This window comes from Pandoraea communis (assembly GCF_902459745.1).
Lineage (GTDB): Bacteria > Pseudomonadota > Gammaproteobacteria > Burkholderiales > Burkholderiaceae > Pandoraea > Pandoraea communis.
The window spans coordinates 296,028-312,581 of sequence record NZ_CABPSJ010000001.1; the positions used below are offsets into that span (position 1 = coordinate 296,028).

The following is a 16,554-nucleotide window of genomic DNA, read 5'->3' on the forward strand; positions in this document are numbered from 1 at the left end:
CGGTCTGCCTCTCCGCCCGCATGGCAACGGACCCTCGCGCGTCGCGCGGACGGCTCGTCGAACGGTCGGTACACGGCACGCTCGACGACGCACGTGCCTACATCGACGCGTATTTCTACGAGCCGCTCACTGTCGCGCAACTCGCCGACCTCTGCTCGCTCTCGGTATCGCGCTTCGCCACGGCCTTTCGCGAGCGCTTCGAAGATGCGCCGTACCGCTACCTGTGCCGGGTACGTGTGGCCGCCGCACAGCGTCTGCTGCTTGCCGGCGTACCCGGCTCGCTGGTCGCCACCGAAGTCGGCTTCTTCGATCAGAGCCATCTGGCACGGCACTTCAAACGCATCTGCGGCATGACGCCCAGCGCCTTCGTACAGCATCATTTGCATGACGGATGCCATACCGGACACATGACGGCCACGCGCCTCACGCTCGGTCCGCGACTGGGGTAGGCATCGATGCGGGATGGATGGCCCCGCGTCGCGGCTTCCTGAGCGCGCACGACACGGGGCTGGGCAAACATGGGCTTACTGAAGCACGAAGCCCTGTTGCTGGACGTGCTCGGAATCAAGGCCGATCTGCACGTTGAAGTCGCCCGGTTCTGCGACATATTTCAGTTGGGCGTTGTAGAACCTGAGCATGTCTTCGTCGATTGCGAAGCGCACTTCACGCGACTCCCCTGCCTTGAGCAGGATCTTGCGGAAGCCCTTGAGTTCCTTGACCGGACGCACGACCGATGCCGCAACGTCCTGCAGATACAACTGCACGACCGTCTCGCCATCGCGCTTGCCCGTGTTGCGCACCGTCACGCTCGCCTCGAGCGTGCCACCCCTGGCCATCGTGCGCGACGAGAGCGTAACGTCGGACACGCTGAATGTCGTGTAGCTCAAGCCATAGCCGAAGGGGTACAGCGGGCCGTACTGCGCGTCGAAATATTGCGACGTGTAGTTGGCCGGCTTGCCCGGCGTGAACGGCCGGCCGATGCGCAACTGGTTGTAGTACGCCGGAATCTGGCCGATCGAGCGAGGGAACGTAATCGGCAGCTTGCCCGACGGGTTGTAGTCGCCGAACAACACGTCCGCGATCGCGTGACCGCCTTCTGTGCCCGCGTACCACGTCTCGAGCATGGCGTCTGCGTTGGTCTTCGGCCAGTTCAGATCGAGCGGACGGCCATTCATCAGCACCACGACCAGCGGCTTGCCCGTTGCCTTGAGGGCCTGCAGCAGCGCGAGTTGACTGCCCGGCAGCGACAGGCTCGTGCGGCTCGACGCCTCATGCGACATGCCGCGCGATTCGCCAACCGCCACAATCAACGTGTCGGCATGGCGTGCGACCTGCACGGCTTCGTCGATCATCTGTTGCGGGGTACGCTTGTCCTGCACGACTTCCGGATTGTCCCAGTCGAGGAAGTTGAGATACTCCACCACGCGCGGGTCGTCGGTAATGTTCGCACCGCGCGCATAGCTCACCTGCGCCTGCTTGCCGAGGGCATCTCGCACGCCCTGGAGCAGCGTGACAGCCTGCGACGCCTTGCCCGCTGCCGACCAGCTTCCCATGACGTCGATCTTCGCGTCGGCGAGCGGCCCGATCACCGCGATTCTGCCCGCCTTGCGAAGCGGCAGCGTGTCGTGCCGATTCTCCAGCAGGACGAGCGACTTGCGAGCCGCGTCGCGGGCGGCGTCACGATGCAGGCGGCTTTCGGCATTCACGTCCTTCGGGTCCTGCGCGGCGTTCCCGATACGGCGATACGGGTCGGCAAACAACCCCATGTCGTACTTCGCGCCAAGCACTTCGCGCACGGCGCTGTCGATGTCACGCATCGGCACGGCGCCGGATTTCACGAGATCGGGCAACTGCTTGAGGTACTGCACGTCGGCCATGCTCATGTCGACGCCCGCCTCGATGGCCAGTTTCGCCGCCTCGCGGCCGTCCTTCGCCACGCCGTGACGCATCAGTTCCTCGATGGCCCCGTGGTCGCTCACGGTCACGCCTTTGAAACCCCATTCATCGCGCAGCAGGTCACGCAGCAACCACTTGTTCGACGTGGCCGGGGTTCCGTTGATGGAGTTCAGTGCAATCATCACACCGCCGGCGCCTGCGTCGAGGCCCGCGCGATACGGCGGCAGATAGTCCTGATACATACGCATCAGGCTCATGTCGACGACGTTGTAATCGCGCCCGCCCTCCACCGCGCCATACAGCGCGAAGTGCTTCACGAAAGCCATCAGGCTGTCGGGGTTCGCGGGCGAGGCGCCCTGAAACCCCTGCACGCTGGCACGCGCGCTCTGCGAGACCAGATAGGGGTCTTCGCCGAAGCCTTCCGACGTGCGCCCCCAGCGCGGATCGCGCGAGATATCGACCATCGGTGCGAAAGTCGCGTCCAATCCGTCGGCACTCGCTTCGATGGCGGCCACGCGCGCCGCTTGCTTCACCACCGACATATCCCAGCTCGACGCCAGCCCGAGGCTGATCGGGAACACGGTACGATGCCCATGCACAATGTCGTAGGCGAAGAAGATGGGAATCTTCAGGCGGCTTTGCTTGGCGGCGGCGTCCTGCAACGGACGGTTATCCTCGCGTGTGACCGAGTTGAACGTGCCACCCACGCGACCGGCGGCAATCTCCTTGATGAGCATGGGTTGCGGCATATCCGCCCCGATGCTGATCAGGCGCAACTGACCGATCTTCTCGTCGAGCGTCATGCGCGCGATGAGATCGTCGATGAACGCCTGTTTGGCGGCAGGAGACGGCATGGCAACCGGGGCATTGCCCGGCGCACCGTTATTCGGGCCGGAAGGCGCGTCGGCAAAGGCCGGCGCCACTACGAGGCTGGCGGCAAGAGCCAGCGCACAGAACATTCTCATCTGATAGCGATCCAATGTGGCGCGACGCGAGGATGCCGGTAAGGTTGTCTGCGGCAGCCCCCGTCGTATCAACTGGCGTTACCCGGTCCGGAGAAACGCGCCGGACACGTAACGGCGAAGTGCGATACTTTGCCACAATCGGTATCTTCGAAGCGATTCCGCCCCGTTTTTTGCGCAGATCCGTGTGTAATGAGACGCTTATGAGACTTGGTACCTCCCCCCAACTTCTGGAGAGATTCGTGGTTCTGTTTTCCCCCGCCATGTCTTGGCATCGGCACATGCGTTCGTTCTTGCCGGCACTTGTGGCAGGCGCCGCCTTGTTGAGCGCGGCGCATGCCCATGCGTTCTCCCTCGACGATGTGACTGCCCGCGCGAAGGGGCTTGCCGACAAGCCCTACACCGCACCGGTGAGCAACCTCACGCCCGCGTTTGCGAACATGCAGTTCGGCGACTACATCAAGATCCAGCCCCGGCGCGAGACGTTCGAATGGAACGATCAGGCCACGCCGTTCCGGCTGGGTTTCTATCACCAGGGCATGCAGTTCAGCACGCCGGTGAAGATCAACGAGATCGTCGGCAGCGGCAGCAACGCAAAGATCGACGAGATCAGGTACGACACCCGCCGCTTCGACTTCGGCGACCTCAAGCTCGAGCGCAGCGCCACGCAAAACCTCGGCTACGCGGGCTTTCGCGTGCTGTACCCGATCAACGAACCCGGCAAGCTCGACGAGGTCATGAGCGTGCTGGGCGCGAGTTATTTCCGCGTGATCGGCAAAGGACAGATCTACGGCCTGTCGGCACGCGGTCTGGCCATCGACACGGGCCTGCCGATTGCCGAGGAATTTCCGGCCTTCCGCGAGTTCTGGATCGAACGCCCGAAGCCGGGCGAGAAGCATCTGGTCTTCTACGCACTGCTCGACTCGAAGCGTGCCACCGGCGCTTATCGTTTCGATCTGGCACCGGGCGAAGACTCCGTGTTGAAGGTGCAGGCGCGGGTGTTCATGCGCGGACCGGTGACCAAGCTCGGCATCGCGCCACTTACGAGCATGTTCCTGTTCGGACCGAACCAGCAGCGCGACCCGTACAACTTCCGCCCGGCATTGCACGACTCGAACGGGCTTGCGATTCACGCCGGCAACGGCGAATGGATCTGGCGTCCGCTGAACAATCCGCGCAATCTCGCCATCAGCCAGTTTCAGGTCACGAATCCGCGCGGCTTCGGACTGCTCCAGCGCGGACGCGATTTCGCTCAGTACGAAGACCTGAAGGATCGCTACGATCTGCGCCCGAGCGCCTGGATCGAACCGCAAGGCGATTGGGGCAAGGGACATATCGAACTGGTGGAGATTCCGTCGCCGGACGAAACCAACGACAACATCGGCGCGTTCTGGACGCCTGACCAGTTGCCGCCCAAGGGCCAGCCGTTGCAGGCCGATTACACGATCCACTGGACGATGAACGAGCGCAGTATCATCGACCGCAATCTGGCCTGGGTGAAGCAGACGCTTCGCACCGCCGGCGAGATCACGCAAGCCAATCTGATTCGTCACTTCGACGGCAGCACCGGACTCATCGTGGACTTCGACGGCGGCCCGCTCGCCTCTCTGCCCGCAGGCTCGGTCACGCCGCAGGTCAGCGTGAGCGATAACGCCACCCTCATCGAGCAGACGCTGCAACCGAATCCGGTTACGCGTGGCATGCGCCTGAATCTGCGCGTGATGGTCAAAGACCCGGCCAAGGTCGTGGAGCTGCGTGCTGCCCTCGTCGCGGGCGGCAAGGCTGTGAGCGAGACCTGGAGCTATCAGCTCCCCCCGTTCTCGGTCGCCAAGCAATAAGTTGCATCCCGCCGCTACGTGCGGCGGCATCTTGCCGCTGCACACCCCTCCCTCTGCGCAACACCACCCACCGCAATTAAACAGGCACTTACGTGCCGTGTTTTCTCATGTAAAACCCTGAAACGGGCAAATTACCCTTGCAGTTGGCGATCAATTCGCGTTTACTGCATGCACAATATTGCATAAAAACCACCCTTCGCTGTTCACAGAGGTGGTTTGCTGCATTGGCAACGGCCGCAGGCCGTGCCGGTGTGGCTCGGCCTGGTGCCGCTTGCGTCGGTCAAGACATCCCCAAGACTCTCCGCGTTTCGACGGAGGGCGGATTCGTTATGGAGACACCCGCATGCGACACATCGACGTACACCATCTGGCCGACGAAGCGCGCTTTAACGGCTATCACGGCCGCATTCTGCTTTGGTGCGCGCTCATCATCATCTTCGACGGTTACGACCTCGCGGTCGCAGGCATTGCGCTGCCGTCGATCATGAAGGCGATGAACGTGGACGCCACCAGCGCCGGCTTCATGGTCAGCGCCGCGCTCTTCGGCATGATGTTCGGCGCTATCGTGATGGGCATGGTGGCCGACAGCATCGGCCGCCGCAAAGCCATCGCCATTTGCGTGCTGATGTTCTCGCTCTTCACCGCCGCTGCGGGTTTCACACACGAGCCGATCAGCTTCTCCGTCACGCGCTTTTTCGCGGGGGTCGGGATCGGCGGCGTGATGCCGATCGTCGTCGCCCAGATGACGGAGTACTCACCTCGCAGACTGCGTGGCACACTCGTCACCCTCATGTTTTCGGGCTACTCGGTCGGGGGCATGCTCGCCGCCCTGCTTGGCAAAGGCCTGATCGAATCGTATGGATGGCAGTCCGTCTTTCTGGCGGCAGGTCTGCCCGCGCTGCTCGTGCCCTTCGCGATGAAAGCGCTGCCGGAGTCGATGCCCTTCCTGATCCGCACGGGCCGCCTCGATGCGCTCAAGCAAGTGCTCTCCCGGCTTGCGCCGCACTATGCCGCGCAGCCGGGCGATCAGTTCGCGCTGCCCACGACGGATCGCAAGCAGGCCGCGCCGCTGTCGCGCCTGTTTCAGGACGGCCGCGGATTCAGCACCGTCATGCTGTGGGTGGCGTTCTTCATGTGCCTGTTCATGGTGTACGCGCTCAGCTCGTGGCTCGCGAAGCTCATGGCCAGTGCCGGCTACAGCCTCGGCTCGGCGCTCACGTTCGTGCTGGTGCTGAACTTCGGGGCGATGCTCGGCGCCATCGGCGGCGGCTGGCTCGCGGATCGCTTCAACATCAAGTACGTGCTCGTCGGCATGTATGCGCTCGCCGCCGTATCGATCACGTTGCTGGGTGTGAAGGTGCCGACGCCGGTGCTGTTCGTGCTCGTGGGGTTGGCTGGCGCGTCGACCATCGGCACGCAGATCGTCACCTATGCCTATGCGGGCCAGTTCTACCCGATGGCCGCGCGCGGCACGGGCATCGGCTGGGCCTCGGGGGTGGGACGCAGCGGCGCCATTCTCGCGCCCATCGTGATCGGCGTGCTCGTGAGCATGTCGCTGCCGTTGCAGCAGAACTTCATCGCGATCGCGATTCCCGCCGTCGTCGCAGTCGTGGCCGTGTTGCTGATCGACCACAAGAAATCGGCGTCGGTGCAACAGCAAGCTGCAACGCAATCGCACAGCAACGCGGCAGGACTCGCGAACGGCGCGGGAGAACCGGCGTAATCTCGCGCGTCAAGGCAGACTCGGGTGTCGATGTCTGACGTCAACGCACGGCGGCGCAGTCTGGTGCCGCCGTGCGAAAATGCGTGCCGCAGCGGTCATGGGAATGACGGCGGCTTTCAGTGACGCGACGCGTCGGTGCAGGGGCAAACCATTCATTGCCCGGCGCATGCGCGGCACATGAAAAATCATTCAACCCGAGCACCACAGGTGCCGATATCCAGATATCCGTCCCAACGGACGATCTGGGGAAGATCAACATGACGCGTCTCGCTTTGCTGAGTGTTTTCGCATTGGCCGTCGCCCACGCGTCGGCCTTCGCTGCCCCCCCTGACGACGCTACCGTCGCCCAGCTTTCCACCCGACAAGCCATCACCGGCAATGCTGTCTTTGGCGGCAGCCAGGCCGCCACGCTCGGCACCGACGCCCTGCGCGACGCGCACGGTAACTTCGGCGTGAACGTTGCCGCCGGCGCCCTCAACGCGCAGTCGAACCAGCTCGTGCTGGCGAGGGCTTCACACGTTGCGATCGATACCCGTCAGACGCTTCGCGATGCCGCGACCGTCACTGGCGCGATGAACGCGTCGCTCGGGGACCGCGCGCTGATGGGCGCATCGGGCAATATCGGCGTGAATGTGGTGGCAGGTGTCGCCAACGCACAAGCCAACGCGCTGACGATTCATTGACGGCGCAGTGAGGCGTCGCCCGGCCGGATTACGTCTCGGCCGGGAACCGGCGCTGCAGATTGCCTAGCCAGCGTGCAACGACGTCGAGTTCCGCCTCGGTGAAATCATCGTGCAGCAGCGCATTGAGGTCCGCAAGGATGTCGCGGGCACGGGCCATCGCCTTGTGTCCGGCCGCGGTGATACGCAATCGCGTGGCGCGCCCGTCGTCGGCGTCGGCGCGGCGGGTGAGCAGGCCTGCGGTGACCATACGGTTCGCCAGTCCCGTCATCGACGAGGGCGAGAGCTGCAACGCCGCGCCAACTTCGCCCACGAGCGCATCTTCGTGGTGTAGCAGATAGAAGAGCACACCGGCCTGCGCAGCGCTCACGCTGGCGCTATCGCCAGCCCGCGCATCGATCCATCGCTGGACACGCCGCTGACCGACGTTGAGCAGGAAGTACAGTCTGCGCTCGGCAGCCTCGCCTTTTCCCGGTTTCTTGATGGCCGCAGCGGTCTCGGCGGCAGCGGGGGGTCGGCGTTTTGGCATTCGGTCTGATGGAATCGTAGTTACGTCGTTGTCACGTCGGTGCAATCGGAGACGGTATCGTCGTCACAGGCATCGACACGCCCTGCCGCGCGGGTCCCGCCACGCCATGATCGTTCGATCCTGCTGCGACGCTCGTCGATCCCGCCGACAGTAGCCAGTCTACGGTTTCCGGCCAAAGAAACGCACCGGAACGTTGGCGGAAGTATCCCATATGCCCGATCGATCCGGCATCCGAACGAATGGCGGGAATTTCTCGACGCGTCACCGGGGCGTTCCGAAGCCGGGAGACCAACATGTCGATGCCCATCGGCGTGGCCCAGAGGTCGTCGTCGAACCCCAACGACAGGATCGGTGTGCGCACATGCGCGAAGCGCGCTTCGGCGTCGAGCGTCGGGTCGTCGAAGAAGTAGTTCGGCAACCGGGTCCATCCACGCCATTCAAGCAGCACACCTGCGGGCAAGTCCTCGCCAAAGCCCAACTTTCTGCCTGGCAGATACCCGGCAAGACGCGCCAGCACCGGCGCCACCCAGTGCATCAGCACGGTGATGCGCGCGCGCTCTCGCCGGTGGCTCACCACACGCATTGACCCGGCATGCGAAGCCACCTGCACGGCGGCGACCAGTCGATTCGAACTTTCGCACAACCCGATGGCATGGCCGCCGAAACTGTGTCCCACGGCATAGACCGGCAGCGACGGATACCTCTCGAACGCCCAACGGGTGACACCTTCGACATCCAGATCGGCCCAGTCGCGCATGCGCGCCGGGAAACCACGTAGCGCCGGCGGGCGAGATCCGTCGATGCCGCGATAGCTGTAAGTGACGGCGATCAGACCGCGCTGCGCGACGTATTGCGCGAAGGCGAAATAGAGACGTTCCGGCACAGCCGTCGCTGGATGAATCAGCACGACACCTCGCGCAGGCAACGCGTCGGGATACCAGGCATGTGCGCCCAGCGGATAGGCGTCAACGGCAGGAATTTCGACGGCAAGCGATGGCATGACACAACTCCCCGGCGCTCGCAGACTCCGGGGGGATTGCGTAGCGTCTGTCAGTGGAAGGGACGAATATGGAATTTATTTCGCACACGAAGTATATGCGCGATTTTATTTCGCTAGCGAAATAAATTAGAAGGAAGGTGTAACGCGTGTGGCATTCGACAACAACGCGCCGAGACATCGCCCCATGGAAAACGGGGACCGAAATCCCCGTCTGCGCATTGGTTTGTCGGTCTTGCTTACGCCATCAATGCACGCCGTCCAGACACGCAGGCGATAGCGCCGCCTTCGCACGCTGGGCGAACGCCGGCCAGCGGCAGCTTTTCCCATCCGGGCCGTCGCTGCAATCGGGCAAGGCGAGTGTCACACGTTTTGCCGGTTCGTCGAGCGAGAGTGCGGTGAGGTGCCGCATCTGATGCATCGATTGATACACCATCTCCACGCGCACGAACGCATCGCCCGCCGGATCGCGCCACAGCGTGAACACCAATGCGCCATCGGGCGGTGTGTTGTCGGGCTGGTCGGGGAGTTGCCAATCGAGCCCGAGCATGCCCGCGACATTGGCCACGTTCGTGTCGTGGCCAATCAGGACATAGACGCGATTGCCCACCGGCAGAACAGGTCCACGCACCGGCGCGAGAGCCGGTGCGCCACTCTGCGCCGCCGAACGCGTCAGCGCATCGAGGGCCACGGCCAGCAGCGGCGTGCCGTTGGCCGACGCGAGATAAGGCGTGCGGTTGAGCAGATCGCGCTGCGCGTTATGCGCTTCGAGCAGGCGAGCCCAATCCTGCTCGTCGCGGATTCTGCCCCAGGCCACGTCGCTGTCGGGCAGGCCTTCGCCATATTGCAGCAGGAAGACCTCCGACGCCGTCGCCGCACTGCCGAGCGCCCCGCGCAACGCCACGCCGCTGCCATCGCCTTCGACGCGCAATCGCGTGGGCACGTCCTCGAGCTTGCAGCCGCCTTGTGCGCCGCATGCCGGACTGTGCGCATAGTCGAGCACTTCGCTCATGCGGGCAATCGTCGCGGCGTAGCGTTTGTTCAGGCCCGCGACGCCGTCCGGCGCCAGACGCGCCTCGATTGCGCCGCGCGCCACGCCCGGGTCGAGCGGGCAATCCCCCGCAGCCACAGGCTGGAATACCGCGTCGTAAGTCGTGAGATCCGCCTGATGCGACGCACGCATGTCGCACCCCGGCGCCATGCCTTGCAGCAGCGCGTTGCCGGTCTCGCGTGTGCGTTGATCGATGTCGGCCCATCCATAGACCGTAGCGGGTGCCGGGCACACGTTATCGGGCAGCACACGCCGCGCGCGCAGCCAGTCGCCGTAATAGCGGCCCATGCGTTCGGCCAGCGAGCCGCCTCGTGCCGTCAGATAACCGGCGGGCACCGGCCAGCCGGGCCAGGCGTCCGGACTCAGCTTGTCGAGTGGGGGCTGGGCATGGGTCGGCGATCGCACGCCATGACGGCTCACGATCACCGTGGAGATCAGTGTCCAGTCGGCGGGCATGCCATCGATGCGGGCGGCCGATTCAGGTGGTCTGGCCTGCCCCGGTGTCGGCGGCGGCGAGGGGGTGCTGCAAGCGCTCAGCGCACCTGCGACGGCGAACGCCGCGATGCACGCCGGCCACAGCATACCGCTGCGCCTTTGCCTGCGGCGAACCGGAACGTCGGGACAAACATCTCGGGATCGAACGGGTTCACGAGTCATCACGCGGATCATGGCGGCAGTCATGGCAACAAGTCGGGGTGACGGGGGACGGCGTTGACGCTCATCTTACCGTGCGCCGTTAGCGTCGCCTCAACCAACGTGAAAGCGTGGCGCAAATGCATCGGCTGCCAACGTCACGACGCTGCGCAACCCGACGAACACGCAACTATCCGATGACCCCGTCCGCACGCCCCACGGCACCGAAACGCCATGACAACCGGTGCGCCGCCGCAATCAGCGCCTGTGCCGGTGGTGCGTCGAGCGCCGTCTCGAAACTGCCCGCCGACCCCATCAACGCGAGCACCAGGGTGACTTCCCCGGTGTGATCGAACACCGGAACCGCTACGGTATCGATGCCGGGAACCGGGTTGCTTAGCGCCGTATCGAATTGCTGCTCCCGGATCGACGTCAGCCGCGCAGCATAGTCTGGCATCGGCGTCAGCGGGCGCCCTTCCGCGCCTAGCCCCGCCATGCGCACGGACTCCTGCGCGAGCAGACCGTCGAGCACCGCTGGCGGCAGGAAGGCGGCGAACGTGCGTCCGATGGCAGTGTTCACCAGCGAGAGCACCGTGCCGATGCGCAGGCTCACGTGCTGCGGGCGCATCGCTTCTTCCAGACGAACCACCGTCGGCCCGACCGGCCCCAGCACCGCCATCGCCGCCGACAACCCGGTGGCTTGCGCAAGCGCGAGAATCTCCGGCTCGGCTTCGCCGGTCGGCGAGAGACGTTGCAGCGCCATCAATCCGAGTTCGAGACTTAACGCCCCCGCTTCGAAGTTGCCGTGCTCATCGCGCGTGAGCAAGCCCGCACGTTGCAGGCTCACCAGATGCGGATGCGCCTTCGCGGCGGCCATGCCCGCGTCGCGCGCTAGCGCACCCAGCGCTAGCGGGCGTCCCGCCGCGACCAACGCTTCGAGCAACGCGCCGGTGCTTTCAAGCGCCTGAATGCCGCGCTGCGGCTTCGCCGGGGTCATCGTCACGTCGTCCGTCGTCTCATTTGTTCCTGCCCGGCTTCGCGTTGCACTCATGCGCTCACCCCGCCGGCTTCCCGATCCGCATCGACCTGCGCGGCGATCGCTCTCGCCGCCGCACGCAATGCGCTTGCCGCCGCACCGTCCCACGCCACATCGAGCGCCGCCGTCGGCCCGATGGCGGTGAGCCCCAGACGCAGGCGTCCGCTCGCATCGAACACCGGTGCACACAAACTGCTCACCGACGGACTCGGCGTGTTCACGCTGCGCGACATGCCGTGTGCACGCGTCTCGTCCAGCAGGGCGTTGAACCGTTCGCGCTCAGCCGGCGTCGCCGGCATCTGCTCATGCCACGCTTGCGGCCATTGCGCCTGCGGTGTAAAGGCGCAGAACGTGCGGCCGGTCGACGTCGCCGTCAGCGACATCACCGAACCGACATGCAGGTTCACATGCAGCGGAAACGCCGCGCGCTCGAAATGCACGACGAGCGGACCTTGCGGCGCGCGAGTGCAGATCGCTACACAGAAGCCGGTCTCACGGGCCAGCGCGATCACACGAGGCACGGCAGCGCGATAGGCCGGATCGTTTTCAAGATGCAACAACGCGAGACGCAACGTCATGGGACCCGGCGCGTAATCACCCGACATCGGGTCGCGCTTGAGCAAACCCAATCGGGTGAGGCTCACCAGATACGGATGTGCCTGTGCGGGTGGCAGCCCGGCGAGCGCGGCAAGATCGCCCGGCCCCAGCGGGCGGCGGGCTTGCGCCAGCGCCTGAAGCACGCGCGCGGCCACGTCCACGCTTTGTACGCCGCGCGAGGCTCGGCCGGGCCGGCCGTGCACATCGGCGGCACCGTCCATCGGAATTCGGTTCATGCGGTCATGAGAGCCAGGGCTCCCCAAGGAAAATGGCCTAGATTCTAAACAAGTCGGCGTCCGTTGCTTCCCTCTCTCCCTGCCATGCCACAGGGTTAACCCGGAACGTAAACGCCTTCAAATCGCCAACGTCGCAACATTAGCAAATAACAATCATCTTTGTCATTGACAAATATTCTGAGCGTTTCGTAAGATGCCCTCATCATCCGCACCATCCCCGCAGACGAGATAAGAGAGAGACAAGCATGGCCAAAGCATTCGCCTCGCAAGCCGACCTGGAAGCCAAGAAGGTCACATTCACCCAACTGTCGGAGAACACCTGGGCCTATACGGCGGAAGGGGACCCGAACTCCGGCGTCATCATCGGCGACGACGGCGTGATGATCGTCGACACGACAGCCACGCCCGCCATGGCGCAGGATCTGATCGCGAAGATCCGCACGGTCACCGACAAGCCGATCAAGTACGTGGTGCTCTCGCACTACCACGCCGTGCGCGTGCTTGGCGCATCGGCCTACTTCGCCGAAGGTGCTCAGCAGATCATCGCGAGCCGCGGCACCTACGAAATGATCGTCGAACGTGGCGAAGCCGACATGAAGTCGGAGATCGAGCGCTTTCCGCGCCTGTTCGCCGGTGTCGAGACGGTGCCCGGCCTCACGTGGCCGACGCTCGTCTTCGAGAAGGAAATCACGCTCTTCCTCGGCAAGCTCGAAGTGAAGATCGCGCACCTCGGCTCGGGTCATACGAAGGGCGACACCGTCGTGTGGCTGCCGTCGCAGAAAGTGCTGTTCTCGGGCGACCTGGTCGAGTACGACGCCGCCTGCTACACCGGCGACGCGCAACTCGCCGAATGGCCGGCCACACTCGATGCGCTGGCCGCGCTCGGTGCCGAGAAACTCGTGCCGGGCCGTGGTCCCGCGCTGACCACGCCCGAGGAAGTCGCCAAGGGTCTCGCCTACACGAAAGATTTCGTGACGACGCTGTTCGAAGCGGGCAAGCAAGCGGTCGAGCAGAAGCTCGACCTCAAGGGTGCGATGGCGCTCACGCGCAGCCAGATGGACCCGAAGTTCGGCCATGTGTTCATCTACGAACACTGCCTGCCGTTCGACGTGACCCGCGCGTTTGACGAAGCGAGCGGCATCACGCATCCGCGTATCTGGACGGCGCAGCGCGACAAGGAAATGTGGACCGCATTGCAAAACTGAGTTCGATCCCGGCGCGGCCTCGGTAAGCGCGCCGGCAGCAAAAGCGAAAAGTAAAAACGGGACCCGCCGGCGCATGTGCGCCGGTGCGGTGCCGACGATGGAGACATTGCATGAGCAGCATCGATTACCAGCGACTGACGTTCGAATACCAGCCGTGTGCGGAACAATCCGGCAACGTCGCGGCCGAGACGCATCCGGTCATCGTGGTCGGCGCAGGTCCGGTGGGACTCGCAACCGCCATCGATCTCGCGCAGCAAGGCGTATCCGTGATTGTCCTCGATGACGACTGCACGCTCTCGGCCGGCTCGCGCGCCATCTGCTTTGCCAAGCGCACGCTCGATATCTTCGACCGTCTCGGCTGCGGCGAGCGCATGGTGCAAAAGGGCGTGTGCTGGAACGTCGGTCGCGTGTTCCTGCGCGATCAGGAGGTCTACAACTTCGACTTGCTGCCCGAGGCAGGACACCATCGTCCGGCGTTCATCAATCTGCAGCAGTATTACGTCGAAGGCTATCTGTTCGAGCGCGCACGCGAACTGCCGAACATCGACATCCGTTGGAAGAGCAAGGTGGTCGGACTCACGCAGCAGGGCACGCCAGGCACGCCCGACGCGAGCGTCACACTCACGGTCGAGACCCCCGACGGGGAGTATCAAACGCGCGCCCGCTATGTCGTGGCCGCCGATGGGGCTCGCAGTCCCCTGCGCAAGTTGATCGGTGTGGACAGCCACGGCCGCACGTTCAAGGATCGCTTCCTGATCGCCGACGTCAAGATGAGCGCGGACTTCCCTGCGGAGCGCTGGTTCTGGTTCGACCCGCCCTTCCACCCGAATCAGTCCGTTCTGCTGCATCGCCAACCCGACGACGTGTGGCGCATCGACTTCCAATTGGGATGGGACGCCGATCCGGCGCTCGAGAAGACCCCCGAGCGAGTGATCCCGCGGGTGCAGGCCCTGCTTGGCCCGGACGCGAAGTTCACGCTGGAGTGGGTCAGCGTCTATACCTTCTCCTGCTTGCGCATGGACGACTTCCGTCATGGTCACGTGCTGTTCGCCGGCGACGCGGCACACGGGGTGTCGCCATTCGGTGCGCGCGGCGCGAATAGCGGCGTGCAGGATGCCGAGAACCTCGCGTGGAAACTCGCACTGGTGCTCGCCGGTCATGCCCCCGATACGCTGCTCGATACCTATGCGCGCGAGCGCGAATTCGCCGCCGACGAGAACATCCGCAATTCCACTCGCTCGACGGATTTCATCACGCCCAAGAGCCCTGTCTCGCGCGTGTTCCGCGATGCTGTGCTGACCCTGGCCCGCGACCATGCGTTTGCGCGGCAGTTGGTCAACAGCGGACGGCTGTCGGTGCCCGCGGTACTTCACGAGTCGACACTCAACACGACCGGACAAGATACGTTCGCCGGACGCATGGTGCCGGGGGCGGCTTGCGTCGATGCACCGCTCACTCGTCAAGGACAGGATGGTTGGCTGCTGCCGCGTCTGGGTGGACGTTTCGTCGCGCTCGTGTTCGGGGCGCCGGGCTCACTCGACACCGCAGCGCTCACGGCCCTCGATGCCCTTGCGAACGACAGCGTGCCGGTCGTGCCGGTGTTCGTGACGCCCGATGCTGAAGTCGCACAGGATGCGCACCACGGACACAGCGTCTGGCACGACGTGCAAGGTCTTGCCGCCCAACGGTACGACGCCGCACCTGGCACGGTGTATCTGATTCGTCCGGATCAGCATGTGTGCGCACGCTGGCGCACCATCGACGCCACGGCGATTGCCGCCGCGCGCGAGCGCGCGCTCGGCCGAACGGCACCGGAAGTCGCGCCGATGCAATGTGCGGCCTGACGCCGCCCCGGCCGATCCCGCCGATCGACGCTCAGCGCCCACCGATTTCGCAGGAAGGAGACACTTCATGGCACTCGATACACAACCGCGTCTGACACGTCCGGACGATTTCTACGAAGCCTTGATCGATATGCATCGCGACCTCGACGAGACACAGAGTCAGGCCGCCAACGCGCAACTGATCCTGTTGCTCGCCAACCAGATCGGCGATCACGACACGCTGCTCTCGGCGCTTCGTCTCGCACGCGCGGGCGCACTGGGCAACGCGGCGCGCTGATCGCCGGGCAACCTTCCCTGTATCACGCTCCCTGACGAAAGCGGGGCGCCCGATCACCGGGCGCCCCGCTTTTTTTTGGTGCGACGAGTTCTTGTCTTGTATCGCGTGCCGTCGCTCTGCCGGCGTTACACCACCACCATCTGTGAAATCTTCTGCGCCGCCTGCTGAAGGGGCGCGAGGAACTTCGCTTCCATCTCGGCAGCCGACGTCCGGTTGGCCTGACCGCTGACGTTCATCGCCGCAATCACCTGCCCCGCGCGATTACGGATCGGGGCAGCAATCGAAATCAACCCCTCTTCCAGTTCCTGATCGACCAGCGCCCATCCCTTGGCGCGCACGTCGAGAATCCGTTCGCGCAGCGCGTCGATGTCCGTCACCGTGCGGCGAGTGTGCTGGCGGATGTCGGCGCGGCGCAATGCGGCGTCGAGTTCGTCGTCGGGCAACGCCGAGAGCATGACGCGCCCCATTGACGTGCACCACGCCGGCAGGCGGCTGCCGATCGACAGGTTGATCGACATGACCTTGCGCACCGGCACGCGCAGCACGTAGACAATGTCGTCACCGTCGAGCACCGAGGCGGAACTGCTCTCCTGTACCTGCTGCACGAGCGCCTCCATGAACGGCTCGGCAAGATTCCACAACGGCATCGACGTGAGATAGGAAAAACCGAGGTCGAGAATTCTCGGGGTGAGCCGGAACAGCCGCCCCTCGCTTCGTACGTAGCCCAGCGCCTCGAGCGTGAGCAGAATGCGGCGGGCCCCGGCGCGTGTCAGCCCGGAGGCGTGCGCCACTTCCGAGAGCGTCTGCGCGGGGCGCGCGGCGTTGAACGCCTTGACGACCGCCAGCCCGCGCGCGAACGACTGCACATAGGAGTCGCCCGGCTTCTTGCCGGTCGGTTCGGTTGCGTCGTTCGGCACAGGTGTCATGTAGGGGGAGATCGAGTGTCTTCGCGTGAACGGCAAGCGTAATGGATTTGCGTCGCGTGTTCCACCGCGCGACACACGCCACTTCATGGCCGGTGTCACGACGGCATGGCCCGCGTCTCAGGCG

General features: G+C 64.5%; 15 protein-coding genes. 7 read left to right on the forward strand and 8 right to left on the reverse strand.

Features of this window, described 5'->3' with window-relative positions; all coding sequences use genetic code 11:
• The first annotated feature begins 20 nt into the window (after positions 1–20).
• Entirely contained in the window at positions 21–449 is a 429-nt protein-coding gene (locus tag PCO31110_RS01410; protein WP_174979334.1) for a helix-turn-helix transcriptional regulator, read from the forward strand.
• Positions 450–524: 75 nt separating this feature from the next.
• On the opposite strand, the gene bglX is transcribed toward PCO31110_RS01410, so the two are convergent.
• Positions 525–2,855: a beta-glucosidase BglX gene (bglX, locus tag PCO31110_RS01415; RefSeq protein WP_150689894.1), complete on the reverse strand. Its 2,331-nt coding sequence runs from the start codon at positions 2,853–2,855 to the stop codon at positions 525–527.
• 284 nt (positions 2,856–3,139) lie between these two features.
• Here bglX and PCO31110_RS01420 point away from each other — a divergent pair, with 284 nt between their 5' ends.
• Together PCO31110_RS01420 and PCO31110_RS01425 are read left to right on the forward strand one after the other, a co-directional pair.
• Positions 3,140–4,696, forward strand: a complete 1,557-nt coding sequence (locus PCO31110_RS01420; RefSeq protein WP_150689455.1) for a glucan biosynthesis protein G — start codon at positions 3,140–3,142, stop codon at positions 4,694–4,696.
• 343 nt (positions 4,697–5,039) lie between these two features.
• Positions 5,040–6,419: an MFS transporter gene (locus tag PCO31110_RS01425; RefSeq protein WP_150689456.1), complete on the forward strand. Its 1,380-nt coding sequence runs from the start codon at positions 5,040–5,042 to the stop codon at positions 6,417–6,419.
• 40 nt (positions 6,420–6,459) lie between these two features.
• Here the strand turns inward: PCO31110_RS01425 and PCO31110_RS01430 are convergent, their stop codons facing one another.
• The gene (locus PCO31110_RS01430; protein WP_150689457.1) at positions 6,460–6,678 is read right to left on the reverse strand and encodes a hypothetical protein; all 219 of its coding nucleotides are present in this window, start codon (positions 6,676–6,678) and stop codon (positions 6,460–6,462) included.
• On the opposite strand from PCO31110_RS01430, the gene PCO31110_RS01435 reads away from it, so the two are divergent.
• Positions 6,677–7,102, forward strand: coding sequence for a FapB/FapC family functional amyloid domain-containing protein (locus tag PCO31110_RS01435; RefSeq protein ID WP_150689458.1), 426 nt, complete (start codon positions 6,677–6,679; stop codon positions 7,100–7,102). The genes PCO31110_RS01430 and PCO31110_RS01435 overlap by 2 nt on opposite strands.
• 28 nt (positions 7,103–7,130) lie before the next feature.
• Here PCO31110_RS01435 and PCO31110_RS01440 read toward each other — a convergent pair whose 3' ends face one another.
• From PCO31110_RS01440 to PCO31110_RS01460, 5 genes are all read right to left on the reverse strand, one after another.
• On the reverse strand, positions 7,131–7,628 hold the full coding sequence (locus PCO31110_RS01440) for a MarR family winged helix-turn-helix transcriptional regulator (RefSeq protein WP_150689459.1): 498 nt from the start codon (positions 7,626–7,628) through the stop codon (positions 7,131–7,133).
• Between the two features lie 31 nt (positions 7,629–7,659).
• Positions 7,660–8,628 carry an alpha/beta hydrolase family protein gene (locus tag PCO31110_RS01445; RefSeq protein WP_010804976.1) on the reverse strand — a complete coding sequence of 323 codons (969 nt, stop codon included), beginning with the start codon at positions 8,626–8,628 and terminating at the stop codon, positions 7,660–7,662.
• A gap of 244 nt (positions 8,629–8,872) precedes the next feature.
• Positions 8,873–10,258: a histidine-type phosphatase gene (locus tag PCO31110_RS01450; protein WP_150689460.1), complete on the reverse strand. Its 1,386-nt coding sequence runs from the start codon at positions 10,256–10,258 to the stop codon at positions 8,873–8,875.
• A 241-nt stretch (positions 10,259–10,499) separates the two neighbouring features.
• Complete coding sequence (locus PCO31110_RS01455) at positions 10,500–11,360, reverse strand: IclR family transcriptional regulator (RefSeq protein WP_150689461.1); 861 nt, start codon at positions 11,358–11,360, stop codon at positions 10,500–10,502.
• Positions 11,357–12,178 carry an IclR family transcriptional regulator gene (locus PCO31110_RS01460; RefSeq protein ID WP_246189695.1) on the reverse strand — a complete coding sequence of 274 codons (822 nt, stop codon included), beginning with the start codon at positions 12,176–12,178 and terminating at the stop codon, positions 11,357–11,359. Before PCO31110_RS01460 ends, PCO31110_RS01455 begins: the two co-directional genes overlap by 4 nt.
• Before the next feature lie 245 nt (positions 12,179–12,423).
• Here PCO31110_RS01460 and PCO31110_RS01465 point away from each other — a divergent pair, with 245 nt between their 5' ends.
• The 3 genes from PCO31110_RS01465 (at position 12,424) to PCO31110_RS01475 (ending at position 15,504) form a co-directional block, all read left to right on the forward strand.
• Positions 12,424–13,383 (forward strand): MBL fold metallo-hydrolase, encoded by a 960-nt coding sequence (locus PCO31110_RS01465; RefSeq protein WP_010804972.1) that lies wholly within the window; start codon positions 12,424–12,426, stop codon positions 13,381–13,383.
• 110 nt (positions 13,384–13,493) lie between these two features.
• Positions 13,494–15,227, forward strand: a complete 1,734-nt coding sequence (locus PCO31110_RS01470; RefSeq protein WP_150689462.1) for an FAD-dependent oxidoreductase — start codon at positions 13,494–13,496, stop codon at positions 15,225–15,227.
• 67 nt (positions 15,228–15,294) lie between these two features.
• Positions 15,295–15,504 carry a DUF2783 domain-containing protein gene (locus PCO31110_RS01475; RefSeq protein WP_150557640.1) on the forward strand — a complete coding sequence of 70 codons (210 nt, stop codon included), beginning with the start codon at positions 15,295–15,297 and terminating at the stop codon, positions 15,502–15,504.
• 125 nt (positions 15,505–15,629) lie between these two features.
• On the opposite strand, the gene PCO31110_RS01480 is transcribed toward PCO31110_RS01475, so the two are convergent.
• Complete coding sequence (locus PCO31110_RS01480) at positions 15,630–16,430, reverse strand: IclR family transcriptional regulator (protein WP_010804969.1); 801 nt, start codon at positions 16,428–16,430, stop codon at positions 15,630–15,632.
• Positions 16,431–16,554 lie beyond the last annotated feature (124 nt).